Origin of the sequence: Corynebacterium yonathiae (genome assembly GCF_027570195.1) — a bacterium.
GTDB lineage: Bacteria > Actinomycetota > Actinomycetes > Mycobacteriales > Mycobacteriaceae > Corynebacterium > Corynebacterium yonathiae.
This window is the reverse complement of record NZ_JAKMUZ010000016.1, coordinates 25,218-39,561: the sequence shown is the minus strand read 5'-3', so window position 1 is coordinate 39,561 and position 14,344 is coordinate 25,218. Positions and strand designations below refer to the sequence as shown.

17 protein-coding genes and 1 tRNA gene are annotated in these 14,344 nt (G+C 60.7%); 5 read left to right on the top strand and 13 right to left on the bottom strand.

The annotated features are described in order from the left end of the window. Positions 1 to 66 precede the first annotated feature (66 nt). Entirely contained in the window at positions 67 to 1,977 is a 1,911-nt protein-coding gene (locus tag L8V22_RS08895; protein ID WP_238801125.1) for a solute carrier family 23 protein, read from the top strand. On the opposite strand, the gene L8V22_RS08890 is transcribed toward L8V22_RS08895, so the two are convergent. The 3 genes from L8V22_RS08890 to L8V22_RS08880 form a co-directional block, all read right to left on the bottom strand. Beyond that, a complete protein-coding gene (locus L8V22_RS08890; RefSeq protein ID WP_269966468.1) occupies positions 1,978 to 2,271 on the bottom strand; it encodes a hypothetical protein in 294 nt (97 codons plus the stop codon). It abuts the gene before it with no gap. After that, positions 2,262 to 2,567 (bottom strand): hypothetical protein, encoded by a 306-nt coding sequence (locus L8V22_RS08885; protein ID WP_269966467.1) that lies wholly within the window; start codon positions 2,565 to 2,567, stop codon positions 2,262 to 2,264. Before L8V22_RS08885 ends, L8V22_RS08890 begins: the two co-directional genes overlap by 10 nt. A 78-nt stretch (positions 2,568 to 2,645) precedes the next feature. Further along, a tRNA-Leu gene (locus tag L8V22_RS08880) sits at positions 2,646 to 2,727 on the bottom strand. Between the two features lie 90 nt (positions 2,728 to 2,817). Between L8V22_RS08880 and L8V22_RS08875 the strand changes: the two genes are divergently transcribed. Further along, on the top strand, positions 2,818 to 3,240 hold the full coding sequence (locus L8V22_RS08875) for a hypothetical protein (protein ID WP_238801123.1): 423 nt from the start codon (positions 2,818 to 2,820) through the stop codon (positions 3,238 to 3,240). Between the two features lie 2 nt (positions 3,241 to 3,242). Continuing rightward, positions 3,243 to 3,587, top strand: coding sequence for a DUF3817 domain-containing protein (locus L8V22_RS08870; RefSeq protein WP_238801122.1), 345 nt, complete (start codon positions 3,243 to 3,245; stop codon positions 3,585 to 3,587). On the opposite strand, the gene rdgB is transcribed toward L8V22_RS08870, so the two are convergent. From rdgB to clpS, 8 genes are all read right to left on the bottom strand, one after another. Further along, positions 3,584 to 4,192 (bottom strand): RdgB/HAM1 family non-canonical purine NTP pyrophosphatase, encoded by a 609-nt coding sequence (gene rdgB, locus L8V22_RS08865; RefSeq protein WP_238801121.1) that lies wholly within the window; start codon positions 4,190 to 4,192, stop codon positions 3,584 to 3,586. The genes L8V22_RS08870 and rdgB overlap by 4 nt on opposite strands. Then, positions 4,186 to 4,914, bottom strand: coding sequence for a ribonuclease PH (rph, locus tag L8V22_RS08860; protein WP_005323955.1), 729 nt, complete (start codon positions 4,912 to 4,914; stop codon positions 4,186 to 4,188). Before rph ends, rdgB begins: the two co-directional genes overlap by 7 nt. Positions 4,915 to 4,929: 15 nt before the next feature. Further along, complete coding sequence (locus tag L8V22_RS08855) at positions 4,930 to 5,691, bottom strand: MBL fold metallo-hydrolase (RefSeq protein WP_238801120.1); 762 nt, start codon at positions 5,689 to 5,691, stop codon at positions 4,930 to 4,932. A gap of 72 nt (positions 5,692 to 5,763) precedes the next feature. Continuing rightward, positions 5,764 to 6,543, bottom strand: coding sequence for a glutamate racemase (gene murI, locus L8V22_RS08850; protein WP_238801119.1), 780 nt, complete (start codon positions 6,541 to 6,543; stop codon positions 5,764 to 5,766). Then, complete coding sequence (locus L8V22_RS08845; protein ID WP_238801118.1) at positions 6,543 to 7,196, bottom strand: rhomboid family intramembrane serine protease; 654 nt, start codon at positions 7,194 to 7,196, stop codon at positions 6,543 to 6,545. The genes murI and L8V22_RS08845 overlap by 1 nt, the downstream gene beginning before the upstream one ends. 13 nt (positions 7,197 to 7,209) lie before the next feature. After that, entirely contained in the window at positions 7,210 to 8,136 is a 927-nt protein-coding gene (locus L8V22_RS08840; RefSeq protein WP_238801182.1) for a P1 family peptidase, read from the bottom strand. Continuing rightward, positions 8,136 to 8,672 (bottom strand): DUF2017 domain-containing protein, encoded by a 537-nt coding sequence (locus L8V22_RS08835; protein WP_238801117.1) that lies wholly within the window; start codon positions 8,670 to 8,672, stop codon positions 8,136 to 8,138. The genes L8V22_RS08840 and L8V22_RS08835 overlap by 1 nt, the downstream gene beginning before the upstream one ends. A 4-nt stretch (positions 8,673 to 8,676) precedes the next feature. Then, entirely contained in the window at positions 8,677 to 9,003 is a 327-nt protein-coding gene (gene clpS, locus L8V22_RS08830) for an ATP-dependent Clp protease adapter ClpS (RefSeq protein WP_080971233.1), read from the bottom strand. Between the two features lie 122 nt (positions 9,004 to 9,125). Here clpS and L8V22_RS08825 point away from each other — a divergent pair, with 122 nt between their 5' ends. Then, positions 9,126 to 10,454, top strand: a complete 1,329-nt coding sequence (locus L8V22_RS08825; protein ID WP_269966466.1) for a nicotinate phosphoribosyltransferase — start codon at positions 9,126 to 9,128, stop codon at positions 10,452 to 10,454. 18 nt (positions 10,455 to 10,472) lie between these two features. Further along, positions 10,473 to 12,452 (top strand): ATP-dependent DNA helicase, encoded by a 1,980-nt coding sequence (locus L8V22_RS08820; protein ID WP_238801116.1) that lies wholly within the window; start codon positions 10,473 to 10,475, stop codon positions 12,450 to 12,452. On the opposite strand, the gene L8V22_RS08815 is transcribed toward L8V22_RS08820, so the two are convergent. Both L8V22_RS08815 and serB read right to left on the bottom strand, forming a co-directional pair. After that, positions 12,418 to 13,149: an aminoacyl-tRNA hydrolase gene (locus L8V22_RS08815; RefSeq protein WP_238801115.1), complete on the bottom strand. Its 732-nt coding sequence runs from the start codon at positions 13,147 to 13,149 to the stop codon at positions 12,418 to 12,420. The genes L8V22_RS08820 and L8V22_RS08815 overlap by 35 nt on opposite strands. Continuing rightward, entirely contained in the window at positions 13,142 to 14,323 is a 1,182-nt protein-coding gene (serB, locus tag L8V22_RS08810) for a phosphoserine phosphatase SerB (protein ID WP_238801114.1), read from the bottom strand. The genes L8V22_RS08815 and serB overlap by 8 nt, the downstream gene beginning before the upstream one ends. Positions 14,324 to 14,344: the final 21 nt, after the last annotated feature.

The window sequence follows — 14,344 nt, the reverse complement described above, 5'->3', positions numbered from 1 at the left end:
CCGCTACCTGCACGAACCTCTACTGTTATTCTCGTTCAGCTTCGCTTCCGTACAAAGGAGGACTTCGTGGCTTCCCAGCCCAAGCATCCAGTAGATACCGTCCCACCGACCCCCAAACTAGCCGCCCTGGGCCTGCAGCACGTGCTGGCGTTTTATGCCGGGGCGGTCATCGTCCCACTACTTATCGCCGGTTCGCTCAATCTGGATGCGGAAACCACTATCCACCTCATCAATGCGGACCTGTTGACCTGTGGCATAGCGACGATCATTCAGTCCATGGGCGTCGGCAAGCGCATTGGCGTGCGCCTGCCCATCGTGCAGGGTGTTACTACTACGGCCGTCTCCCCGATCATCGCCATCGGCTTGGGAGCGACCGACGGCGCGGGCGGGGTAGCCTCGCTGCCTACCATTTACGGCGCCATCATCGTCGCCGGCCTATTTACTTTCTTTGCGGCGCCGGTCTTTGGCAAGGTGCTGCGCTTCTTCCCGCCGGTGGTTACTGGCTCGGTCCTGCTGGTTATGGGTACCTCTCTCTTGGGAGTTTCGGCCAATGATTTTGTCAATTACGCCGAGGGGGTACCGGCCACCCGCGATCTGCTTTATGGCTTTGGCACGCTGGCGGTCATCATTTTGGTACAACGCTTTTCCTCCGGCTTCCTGGGCACCCTAGCCGTGCTTATCGGCCTAGTCTTGGGCACTGGAGTGGCGCTCGTGCTTGGCGACGCCTCCTTTGACGAGGTCTCCTCCGCCCCCGCCCTCGGCATCACTACCCCGTTTTACTTCGGCATGCCGAAATTCGATTTGGTAGCTATCTTCTCGCTCATCATCGTCATGATCATCACCATGGTGGAGACCACCGGCGATGTCTTCGCCACCGGTGAGATCGTCAAAAAGCGCATACGCCGCGATGACGTCGTGCGCGCCATCCGCGCCGATGGCCTGTCCACCTTGGTGGGCGGCGTGATGAACTCCTTCCCCTATACCTGCTTTGCCCAAAACGTCGGCTTGGTCCGTCTGACCAGCGTGAAGTCACGCTGGGTTGCCGTCGCCGCTGCGGGGTTCATGATGGTGCTGGGCATTCTCCCCAAGGCCGGTGCAGTCGTAGCCTCCATCCCCTCCCCCGTGCTGGGCGGCGCGTCCCTTGCGCTATTTGCCAACGTGGCATGGGTAGGCCTGCAGACCATTGCCAAGGCCGATCTTTCCGATGGTCGTAACTCCGTCATCGTCACCTCCGCACTGGGGTTGGCCATGCTGGTGACCTTCAAGCCGGATATCGCAACCGCATTCCCGGAGTGGGCGCAGACCTTCGTTTCCTCAGGAATGTCCATCGGCGCGATTACCGCCATCGTGCTCAACCTGCTGTTCTTCCACACCGGGGGCAAGCAGGGAACGCAGGTGTCTCGGGCCGTCGGCAAGAGCGTAAGCCTGCAGCAGCTCAACGCCGCTTCCCGCAAGGAATTCGTCTCCGCACTGCGCCCGCTGTTTAATAACGAGACCTGGCCGCTGGAGCTGGCGTGGGAGTCACGCCCCTTCAGCGATGTCAATGAGCTGCGCGCGGCCATTCAGGTAGCAGTGCTGACCGCGGATGATTCCCGCCGCGCTGCCCTCATCCACGATTACCCGGCCATGGATGAGCTGCTGCTTGCCGACGCCGATAAGGCCGCCACCATCTCCGCCGATCGCGGTTCTTTGGGGCTGACCGACCTGGACGATGTACAGACCGAGCGCATTACCGAGCTTTCCGCCGCCTATCGTGAGCGCTTCGATATGCCGTTTGTAGCCTACCTGGATACCAATGACACTGTTGACCGCGTCATTGATGCCGGCGTGCGCCGCTTGGCCAACTCCCCGGAGCAGGAATTCCGTACCGCGCTGGGAGAGATCGTAGAAATTGCCAACGACCGCTTCGACATTCTGCTGGCCGATGCCAACCCGGTCCGCTCCTCGTGGGACCGCAAATTCACCGAGGTAGACTAGTTAGCGGAAGGAAAATTCCACTACTGCCTCAGGGTCTACGCCGGAGATAATGCCGGTGTAGAACTGCTTGGCCTGGGACTGGAGGATATCGCGATTATCCGCGATGTCCTCTTTCTTTTTGTCCTCATTGAGGATCTTGGTGATGGTTTCCGCCTTATCGATATCCGGGGTAATCCAACTCAGCGCGCCATTATCCTCCACCGCGGTTTCGAAGTCCTCATCCGAATGACCGATGAAAATGAACTCTGGGATCTGCACGCGGAAATGATGCGGGGATTCCTCTTCTACTCGCACCTGGGGCCCTCGATCCCGAGCTTTGCGCGGTAGGAGTACTTGATGTATTGGGTGCGCTCGCTGCCCGGAACCTGCCAATTCCAAACCTTGCTGGTGGCGGACTCCTCCGACAATCCTTCGATGCCCAGCGAAACCAGCACCACTTGTTCCTCGCGCTCCACGGCCTTGATGACCTTGGTATTGCTCGATTCGGTCTCCACGTCCACCGGCTCCCTTACCTGCCAGACCACCACTCCGGCTACGGCGACGGAGGCAATGAGGATGACAGCAATTAGGGTGGAAAACAGCTTTTTCATGATGCCCTTCTTAAGGTGAATATGCGGACGGCGATATGCGAAAGCGCCGCCGGCCTTGGGGGCCGACGGCGCCGATTGTGCGCCCGGTGAGACTTGAACTCACACGTCCTAAGACACTAGAACCTAAATCTAGCGCGTCTGCCAATTCCGCCACGGGCGCGGGGGACTTGACATAGTGTACACGGCGCGCGAATAAACAAGAAACCAGGGGTGTTCTGTTTTCTGGCCGCTGGTGGGTAGGGTGGAACGCGTGAGCACTCAACAGGAAAAGAAAAATGGGCGCGTGCAGGTGCGATGGTGGCACATCCTCCTCATCGCGTTTTTCGTCGTGCTCTTCCTATTCCTGGCCTATTGGCAGTGGACGCGCTTCCGCTCCGGCTCGGGCACCTTCCAAAACCTGGGCTATGCCTTCCAGTGGCCGCTGTTTGCCGTGTTCGTGGTTTATGCCTATCGCACCACGCTGCGCTATGAAAATGAGCGGCTCGCCGCCGAGGAAGAGGCTCGCGACATGGATGACACGGACACCGACTCCTCGGCCGACGCTCCCGCACAGCCGCAGGCGGAAACCAAAATTGATGAGGATTTCCTGCCTCAGCGGCCCCAGATGGATGTGGAAACGTTCAACGCCATGAATACCCCGCGCCGCCGGCGCGGCGAGAATGAAGAAAGCTGATTATGACCAATAAAGTTCACCCCGCCCGACAGGCCCGCATCCGCGGACCCTTGAAATTTTTCTCGATCGCGGCCACCGTGACCGGTATCTTCCTAATCATCCTGGTCATCCGCATGGTCTGCCAATACCTCATCGGCATGGAAATCCCGGAGTGGGCCACCTATATCGCGATCGTGCACGGCATCGCGTACATGACCTACTTGCTGTCCATCCTCATCCTCGGCCCGCGCGCGCTGTGGCCGGTGGGCAAGCTCTTTACCACCGCCCTTGCCGGCGTGGTGCCCTTCTTGTCCTTCTGGATGGAGCACAAGCGCCGCAAGGAAATCACGGAAGAATTCCAACTCTAAGAGTTGCGAACCAACTCCGCGATGGCGGGGACTAGTTGACTAAGAGCGCGGCCGCGATGCGAGACCGCGTTCTTTTCTTGTGGGGACATCTCCGCAGCCGACCGGGATTCGCCCTCCGGCTGGAAGAGCGGGTCATAACCGAAGCCGTTTTCCCCGCGCGGCTCGCGCAAGAAGCGGCCTTCCCAGCGGCCCTCGGCCACGTGCTCTGTGCCTTCGGGCGTGACGAGCGCGCAGACGGAGACAAAGGCTGCGGCGCGGCGCTCATCAGGGACATCCGCCATCTGTGCGAGGACCAGGTCATTATTGGCTTGGTCATTTCCGTGTTGGCCGGACCAACGGGCAGACAGAACGCCGGGCATGCCGTTGAGTTCTTCGATAGCGAGGCCAGAATCATCCGCGACGGTGGCAAAGCCGGTAGCTGCCGCGCCGGCGCGGGCCTTGATGAGCGCGTTATCGGCAAAGGTTCGACCATCTTCTACCGGTTCGGGATAAGGTTCCACGGCAGATAATGGCCGCAGCTCGACGCCCTCGATGCCGGCATCGGCTAGAATGCGCTCCAGCTCCGCGAGCTTCTTCGGATTATTGGACGCGACGAGAATTACCACCCCAGCGCCGCCTTCTGTGCAGCGATGAGCTCGCGGCAGCCCTTCTGGGCTACGTCAAGCATCTCATTGAGTTCCTCGCGGCCAAAGAGGCCGTGCTCGCCAGTGCCCTGGATTTCCACGAAGTCGCCTGATTCCTGCATCACCACATTCAGGTCAACCTCGGCGCGAGAATCTTCCTCATAAGGCAGGTCGAGGCAAATTTCGCCATCAATAATGCCTACCGAGACCGCAGCGATGGGATCGAGCAGCGGCTCACCGGGGACGACGCCCTCGGCCTTGAGGTGCGCGATAGCGTCAGCAAGCGCTACGTAGGCGCCGGTGATAGAGGCGGTGCGGGTACCGCCATCAGCTTGGAGTACATCGCAATCAAGCTGGATGGTGTTCTCCCCTAGCTCCTCCAGGTCCACCGCGGCGCGTAGGGAGCGGCCGACGAGGCGGGAAATCTCATGAGTGCGGCCCTTGACCTTGCCCTTCATGGATTCGCGCGGCATGCGGTCGTGGGTGGCAGAAGGCAGCATGGCATACTCGGCGGTAAGCCAGCCTTCACCGGAATCTCGCTTGAAGCGCGGCACACCATATTCCACGGATGCGGTACACATAACGCGGGTATTGCCGAACTCCACCAGCACAGAGCCGGCCGGGTTGGTGGTGAAATTGCGGGTAATGCGGACGCTGCGCATCTGGTCCAGCGCACGCCCATCGGCACGAGTAAATTCAGTCATGCCGTCCAGCGTATCTTAGAACTCCATGCCCGCGGCGCCGAGGACAATCTCGCCATCGAATTCAGAGCGGGCAGCCTCCAAAGTAGCTTGGGCATCACCCCATGGCTGAATGTGGATGAGCACGAGCTTGCCCACACCCGCTTCGCGCGCTGCCCTACCTGCTTCCGCGCCCGACATATGCATATCCGGTGCTTTATCCTGCGAAGTCTCGCCCCAGGCTGCCTCGCAGAGGAAAATGTCGGCGCCCCGTGCGGCGTCGATAAGCGCGGGCGTATAAGAAGAATCTCCGGAGTAAGTGATGGTCTGGCCCGTCTTGGTATGCTCCACGCGCAAAGCGTAGGCCTCGACCGGGTGGTTGACCGGGAACGGAGTGATATAGACATCGTCGACAAGCTGACGCTCGCCCGGCTCCCACGCGCTAAAGGCGAAGGTATCGGACATATCATCGATGCCATCGACTTCATCGGAAGACAGGCGGCCCAAATGGGTAGGCGTAGCCTTCGGCCCGAAGCACATATTGCGCGACGCCGCAGGTGCAGTGGGATGGAAGCGGCGCCACACCATTAGGGAGGGAAAATCCAGGCAGTGATCGGCGTGCAGGTGGCTAAAAGCCACGTGGGCATCGCAAGGATCCTGCTGCTGTTCCAGCTGCGCCAAGGTACCAGGGCCCATATCGAGCACGATGGACGGCGCATTATCAAAGGACAGCAAGTATCCGGAGGCGGGATTTTGGGCGGTGGGGACGCTACCGGAGCAGCCTAAGATGGTCAGCTTCATGGGCTCAATAGTTCCATGAAATCGCCCCGCATGCGTACTCAACGTGCAAAACGGGGGAGAAATTGCGCTAACTCAAGCAATCTGTGGGCCGAGAAAGCGCGCGGCAAGGCGGGCAAAGGCTTCCGGATCGCCGGTCGATTCAAAGGTGTGAACCGGCTGAGTATCTGCAGGGGCCAACATATCCGTTTCCGTGAGAATCCGCATGACGTCCTTGGTGGTCTCCTCTGAGGAGGTCACCAACGCGACGTTATCTCCCATAGCTAGTTGGATAATGCCGGTCAACAGCGGATAGTGTGTACAGCCCAAAACCAGCGTGTCTACTCCCTGGGCCTGCAGCGGGGCCAGATAGCCCTCAGCGACGCCGAGGATTTGGCGGCCGGCGGTAATGCCGCGCTCGACAAAAGGAACAAAGTCCGGGCAAGCGGTAGCAAAGGCCTGCACCTTGGGGTTAAGCGCGAAAAGATCTTGGTAAGCGCCGGACTTAATGGTGCCTTCGGTACCGATGACGCCGATTTTTCCATTGCGCGTGGTAGACATGGCACGCCGTACCGCGGGGCGAATGACTTCCACGATGGGGATATCGTAGCGCTCGCGCGCATCGTGCAAGAAAGCAGCGGTGGCGGTATTGCACGCGATAACTAGCATCTTGCAGCCGCGCTCCACGAGCCTGTCGGCCACATCCTGAGAAAAGGCACGGACTTCAGAGATAGGCCGCGGGCCGTAGGGGCTATGAGCGGTATCGCCGGTATAGATGACGGATTCGTGCGGCAGCTGTTCCATAACCGCGCGCGCCACGGTGAGCCCGCCCACTCCGGAATCAAAGATGCCGATGGGAGAGGTTGCAGAAGGCATTAACGCTTCACTGCCTTTACCGGATCATCCGAAGTGATGGTCATGCCGGCCAATATGCCGCCAATGGCGCCAAAGAGGTGCCCCTGCCAGCTCACGCCCTCATATACGGGCAACACGCCCCACACTAGGCCGGAGTAAGCGAAGCCAAGCATGATGCCCAAGATGGTCTGAATGAGCGAGCGATTAAAAACACCGCGCACAATTAGATACGCTAGCCAGCCATAGACCAAGCTGGAAGCCCCGATATGGGAGGTACCGGGGCCACCGATGAACCAGGTGCCAAGGCCTGCGACCAGCGTGGTAATCAGGGTAACTTCCCACCAAGCCTTGCGGCCGGACAGGCCAATGAGGAAGCAGAAAATGGCACCGGGCACCGAGTTGGACATGAGGTGCTCAAAATTTGCGTGCAGCAGTGGGGCGGTAAAAATTCCCCAGATGCCGTTGAAATCCAGCGGACGGATGCCGTAATCAGATAGCTGGCCGCCAAAAATGAAGGCGTTAATAAAGTGGACCGCCCACTCCACTGCAAGGAAACCAAAGGCTATAGAAAAGCCGGTGGTGATGCGGCCGCTGCGGGTGTAATTCTTAGAATCGCCGCGGTTGACCTGGCCGGCGGGCGCGGGCCGGTAGTTAGATATTCCACCTGAAGTCATAATGCGACTCATCTTAGTCAAGCAGATCGCGGTACGCGCTCAAGCCCAGGCCCGGCTCGGCGGCGGCAACCGCGTTGGCAATGGCTTCTTCCACGGCATCGGCGGCCGCGGTGCAAAGTTGGGCCATCAACTGCGTACTGAGGTCAGCCGGGCGCTGCGCGGTGGACAAGGCAAAAATGGTGTCCCCGTCCAGCGGCGAGTGAGCAGGACGCACCGCGCGGGCGATGCCATCGTGCGCGGTCATGGCCACCCGCTGGGCTTGGGCGGTGGTGACGGGGGCGTCGGTTAGCACGGCGCCGATGGTGGTATTGAGCTTGGCCTCTGCAGGGTGTGGCAAGGCGCGGTAGGCGGCGGCATTGACCGGGGTGCGCACCGGCGCGCCGTAGAGCCGGCCGGACTGCGGATCGATGACCTCACCCACAGGGTTGGCGACCATTGCGGCGCTCACCTTATAGTTTTGTACCCGGCGCGTGGCTAGGCCGAAACCACCCCGCAACTTGCCGGCGGTAGCTCCCACTCCGGCACCCACCGAGCCCATAGATTCATCATTGCCCGCCAGCGCAGCCCGAAGCGCGGCTGCGCCTTCTTCTGGCCCGGGGCGGGCAGGTCCAACCAAAAGGTCGAAGATGACGGCCCCGGGGACGATGGGCACACGCGGGCCGGGTTTCCCCTCGCCAAAGACGGGGAAGCCAATCCCCTGCTCTGCCAGCTCATTCATCACGCCGTCGGCAGCCGCTAAGCCAAAGGCAGATCCGCCCGCCAACACCACTGCGTGGACCCGCTCGACCGTATTATGCGGCTGCAAGAGGTCCGTTTCGCGGGTGCCTGGGCCGCCGCCGCGCACGTCGACGCTGCCGAGCGCTCCGTCCGGCCCGCAATAGAGCACCGTGACGCCGGTATCGGTGCCGCTAAAATGCCCGATGCTAATACCGCCCAGCATTAATCCATCAGCACCTGAAGTAGCGAATCCTGGCAAAAGGCCAGCCACTCCACGAGGCTATCGCGGTCAAACATCAGGTTGTCATCAGAAACATCGCCCGCCGCAACGTAGAGGCGCAGATCGTTTAGGCCGGCAACGAAGGCATGAGCCTCCTGCTCACTAATGGCAACCTCTACCCCGCCGGTAGGGCCGAGGGCAGTGCCGATCACCTGAAGGTTTTCCAACTTGGCACGGGCAATGTCATTTTCGTGCAGCGAGCGCAGCAATGAGGCATCGCCTTCGTACTCCTCATCGCCGGGCATTTCGAAATCCGGGAAGAGGCGAGCCAGCGAGGGGTCCTCTGGGGCCTCGGTGTGGCCGGTCGGCATGTCCAGCATCTCCGCCAGCTCGTCCTTCGGCGCGGACTGGGCACGCTTAATGATCGCCTCGGAGACGGTAGCGGTGAGATCTCCCAATACTTCGCGCTCCATCGGCTCGAATACTGCCGTAATCTTCGGCGCACGCATGAGGGACTTCTTTTTCTTCCACGGTTGCATCTAGTTAACCTGCCTGCTGCATCGTTGCCCACAGCCCCGCGATCTGGAGCTTTTTCACGTCCGCTTCAATCTTGTCACGCTCGCCGCTGGATACGGCCGCCTTGCCCTCAGTATGGACCTGCATCATGAGTTCATTGGCCCGCTTTTTGTCGTATCCCAAAACGGTTTGAAATACATAGGACACGTAGCTCATTAGGTTGACGGGGTCATCCCACACGATGCACATCCACGGCAGGTTTTCGCTCGTGGCCACGTCTACTTCGAGTTCTTCATCCAATTCGGGCGTAGCCATGGGAGAGCTCATCCGGACTACGGGAAATTGCGCCTTCATGCCTTCTAGCCTAACCATATTTAGGAATTTATTGTGGGCCCGGGCATTCTGGCTTAAGACATTCCGGTGGGAAAGAATCTAAACCCCTGAAAAGCACCTAGTCAGTGGGTAATATCACTCCCGTGAATGACAAAGCTATCCCTAATGATCGCTCTACTGCACTGCTCACAGATAAATATGAGCTGACGATGCTCCAAGCCGCGCTGCGGGACGGCTCGGCAAACCGTCAGGTCACCTGCGAAGTATTCGCCCGCCGCCTACCCAATGAGCGCCGCTACGGCGTGGTGGCCGGCACCGAGCGTGTCCTGCGCGCAGTGGAAGATTTCCGCTTTTCGGCCAATCAATTGGCGGAGATGGACTTCCTGGATGAAAAAACCAAGGAGTACCTGCGCCACTACCGTTTTTCGGGCCAGATCGATGGCTACCGCGAGGGTGAACTCTATTTCCCCAACTCCCCCATCTTGACGGTGCGCGGCACCTTTGGAGAATGCCTCATTCTGGAGACCGTCATCTTATCCATCATGAATGCCGATTCCGCAGTGGCCTCGGCTGCCTCCCGCATGGTCACGGCCGCCGACGGCCGGCCCATCATCGAGATGGGCTCACGCCGCACTCACGAGTATGCGGCGGTGACCTCCGCCCGCGCGGCCTACCTGGCCGGATTCGATGCTACTTCCAACTTAGAGGCGGGCTACCGCTACGGCATCCCGGTTTCCGGCACCGCGGCTCACTCGTGGACCTTGGCACACACCAACCCGGACGGCACTCCGAACGAAGAGACCGCCTTCCGCTCCCAGATCGACACCCTTGGCGTGGACACCACTTTGCTAGTTGATACTTATGACATCACTAAGGGCGTAGAAACCGCCGTCAAGGTCGGCGGTCCGAAGCTCGGCGGCGTTCGCATCGATTCCGGTGACCTCGGTGCGGTGACCCGCCGCGTGCGCAAGCAACTGGATGATTTGGGCAACCACAACACCAAAATCGTGGTCTCTTCCGACCTCGACGAGTTCGCCATCGCCGGCCTACGCGGCGATCCGGTAGACGTCTACGGCGTCGGCACATCCGTGGTGACTGGCTCTGGTGCCCCTACCGCCGGCATGGTCTACAAGGTCGTAGAGGTGGATGGCATTCCGGTGGCAAAGCGCTCTACTTCCAAGCAATCCGTGGCTGGTGCCAAGCGCGCCCTGCGCACTTACCGTTCCTCCGGCGTGGCTGTGGAGGAAATCGTCTACCCATACGACGCCCCAACGCCAGATACCGGCCAGCTCAAAACCCGTGAGATGACCATTCCTCTTATGCGCGATGGACACATCGTTGACGACCTGCCAGATCTGCATGCCTCCCGCGAATATTTGAACCAGGCCCGCAAAACCCTGCCCTGGGAAGGCCTGGCGCTCTCCCGCGATGAAGCGGCAGTGCCCACGCGGATGGTGGGCTTTAAAAAGTAGGCCGCTAGACTGTGTGGGGTGAGTAAGCACGCAGATGAGCCTTTAAACCTCGACACGGAAACGCTGCTGGACAAGGCAGTTGACGCGCTGGGCGGCAGCCGGCGCGACGGCCAGGTGCGTATGGCTACGGCCGTTTCGGCCGCCCTCGAGAAGGAGCGCCACCTAGCGGTGCAGGCCGGTACCGGTACTGGTAAATCCTTGGCTTACTTGGTCCCGGCTATCCGGCATGCAATGAACTCGGGGTCCACCGTCATCGTCTCCACCGCGACCCTGGCCTTGCAGCGTCAGCTGGTGGAGCGCGATCTCCCGCGGCTCACGGAGGCCCTCGCCCCCGTCATGGAACGCACGCCCACCTTCGCCATTATGAAGGGCCGCAATAATTACCTGTGCATGAATAAGATTGCGGCTACCCCGGATGACCCGGAAGCTCTTATCGACGAATCCGAGATTTCCCACCGCGGCAAGGCCGTGCGCCGCATCCACGAATGGGCGCAGGAAACCGAAACTGGTGACCGCGATGATCTAGAGCCGGGCGTTCCGGACTTGGTGTGGCGCGCGGTTTCCGTAGCCTCCAACGAATGCTTGGGCGCTTCGCGCTGCCCGCACGGGCCCGACTGTTTTGCAGAGGAAGCCCGCAGGGCGGCTGCCGATGTCGATATCGTCGTCACCAACCACGCCATGCTTGCCATTGACGCGGTTTCGGAGGCAAATATCTTGCCGGAGCACGACGTGGCCATTATCGACGAGGCCCACGAGCTCGACGGCCGCATTACCTCCGTGTCCACCGCAGAGATTACTACCCGCGCCATCAAAATGGCAGCCAACCGCGCGAAGTCTCTCGGAAATGCCGGCAGCCTCTCCGACCTGGCAGAGGAGTTCGATGACCTGATGAAAATTCAGGAGCCGGGCAGGTGGACCGATTTGGATGAAACCTCGCAGGCACACCTGCGCGCGCTTGCCGATGAATTCCTGCGCGTTAAGTCCCTCATCTCTCGCGCACCAGAAGGCGAGGCCACCGATGACCCAGAAAAGAACGCCGAGCGCCAGAACTTAAGCAATCACCTCTCCGACCTCGCGCAGGCCGTAGCGCGCATGCTGGAGGTCTTCGCCACCGATGACCCGGCGAAACAAGACGACGTAGTCTGGCTAGAGCGCGATCCGCGCAGCGACGCCGAGACCCTCGCCGTGGCGCCCCTGTCCATCGCCCACATGCTGCGCGAGAACCTCTTCGGGGAACAAACAGTGGTGCTTACTTCGGCCACCCTCGCCCTCGGCGGCCGCTTTGATGCCATGGCCGCCCAGTGGGGCATGCCGAGCGGCACCTACGACACCTTGGACGCAGGCACGCCCTTTGACCCGGCCAAATCTGGTATTTTGTACACAGCCAAGCACCTTCCTGCTCCCGGTCGCGATGGCCTGCCCAAAGAAACGATTGATGAGATCTACGAGCTCATCATGGCTGCCGGAGGGCGCACTCTCGGGTTGTTTTCCTCCCGCCGGGCCGCGGAAGAAGCAGCCACCGCACTTAAACCCCGTATTCCCTTTGACCTTTTCGTGCAAGGTGAGGATTCCATCGGCGCACTGGTAGAGAAATTCTCCCAAAAGGAAAACTCCTGCCTCTTCGGCACCCTCACCCTGTGGCAGGGCGTGGACGTGCCGGGGCCAGCGTGCTCGCTGGTTATCATCGACCGCATTCCATTTCCCCGCCCAGATGATCCCCTCATGCAGGCGCGCGCCCAAGCAGCCGATGCCGCGGGACGCTCCGGGTTCATGGAAGTCTCCGCCAACCATGCCGCCCTGCTCATGGCGCAGGGCGCGGGACGCCTGCTGCGCCACGTCTCCGACCGCGGCGTGGTGGCTGTGCTCGATAACCGTTTGGAATATAAGCGCTATGGCAGCTTCCTCAAGGCCTCTATGCCGCGTTTTTGGCAAACCACCGATGCGGACACGGTGCGTGGCGCGCTTAAGCGATTGGTCGCCGCAGGGCGCACACGGTAGCCGAGTCGGGCGCAATTTCCGTAAATCCAGCGTCCACGATGACCACCGCACCGTCCTGTGCGCAGGCGGTGCGAAAATCTATCCCGGACACCTCGCGGACAGAAAGCTCAAAACCGGTTTCCGCCCAGTCGCGCGCTTCATCCACCGACATTGCTGCGGCAAGCATCATCGACCCGTGGCCTACCTGTGCCGCGGCCTTGCCCGCAGACATGCCGAGGCTGCGGTCGACGTAGATAACTGGGGCATCGCCAAGCGGGGCTCCGGGCTCGTCATAGGCAAGGTCGGTGTGGCCGATCTGCAGCTTGGCAATGAGCGGATCCACCTCCCCTACGGCGGAGGGCGCAAAGGCGCGGGCGCGGTCCGCCACGGTCACACCGGGCAGGTTTTGCACCTCGCGCCAAGCTTTATTACGTGCGCGGCGGGCAATCTTGCGGATGCGATGACCATACCACTGGCCCAATGCCTGAGCGAATGCCCCGTCCTCGCCTGCGCGTTCGTCTAAGCACACCGCCACGACGGCGCGTGCGGCCGCCTCCAGCACCTCCGTGCGTGCCGGTGGCTCTTGCTTTGGCAGGTTCAGAGCAATCTGCATGGCTTGGACGGTGGCGGGCTCGTCCGGGTTTTCTGGGTCATCGCGCCAGGAGCGCGAATCGCACGCTGCTACCAAGCGTTGGTGGGCGGTCTCAAACTTATCCACGAACAACCTCCTCGGCCGGGATTCCCAAAATCTGTAATACCTCGTCCAACCGCCGATGGTTCACAGAGGTATCCGCTACTTCTTGCAGCGCTGGCTTAGCATTGAAAGCAATACCCAGCCCCGCGGCGGTGATCATATCGATGTCATTGGCACCATCGCCCACGGCGACTGTCTGCCGCATGCCGACGCCGGAATCTGCAGCGAATTCCCGCAAGAAATCCTCCTTGGCCTTGCGGTCAACCACCCTGCCTATTACCCGGCCGCTAAGCTTTCCATCTACGATTTCCAACGTATTTGCGCGGACGTAGTCCAATTCCATCTCCGCAGCCAGGCCCTCTAGAACCTCAATGAAGCCGCCGGAGACCACAGCGGTGCGGTAGCCAATGCGGTTGAGCGTCGCAATGGTCTCTCGGGCGCCCGGGGTCAGCTGAATCTCGCGTGCCACCTCATCAATGACGGAGGCATCCAGCCCGGCTAGCACGGCGACGCGCTCACGCAGGGAAGCCTCAAAGTCCAGTTCCCCACGCATTGCCCGCGCAGTCACGGCTGCCACCTCTTCTTCCTTTCCGGCATGAGCGGCCAGCATCTCTATGACCTCACCTTGGATCAGGGTGCTATCGCAGTCGAAACATACCAGGCGCTTGGAGCGCCGGCCCAGACCCGCAGGCTCAATAGCGATGTCGATACCGATCTGCTGTGCCAATTCCGCCAGCGCCTGGCGCACGGGCGCAGCGGAACCATCGAGCGACAGGAATAGCTCCAACCCGGTCAACGGAGAGGTCGAAAGCCCGCGGATGCGATCGATATTGGCATCGAAGTTGGCCAATACGCGTGCGACTTCCTCCATGTGATGGGCGGTAACCTGCGTACCCATGAGGACCATCACATGGGTCGATCGAGCTCGGGCGGAGGATTCTTCCTCCCGCAGATCTACGGATACCTGCTGCCCATAAATGCTCAACGTATTGCGCAGTCCCTGCGCGATCTGTTCGGCGCGCGCACTAGGAATGCGGGTATGGGCAGCAAGAGTGATACGGCCAGAAAAGATGGCCTGCTCGACGTCGACAAGCGTGGCGTTATGTGACGCCAACACGCGGAAGAAGGCCGCCGACACCCCGGGCTTGTCCGGGCCACTGGTGGTGATGACGGCATGGATATCAGCTTGGGTACTCACCCGTCCATTATCGCATGTGGG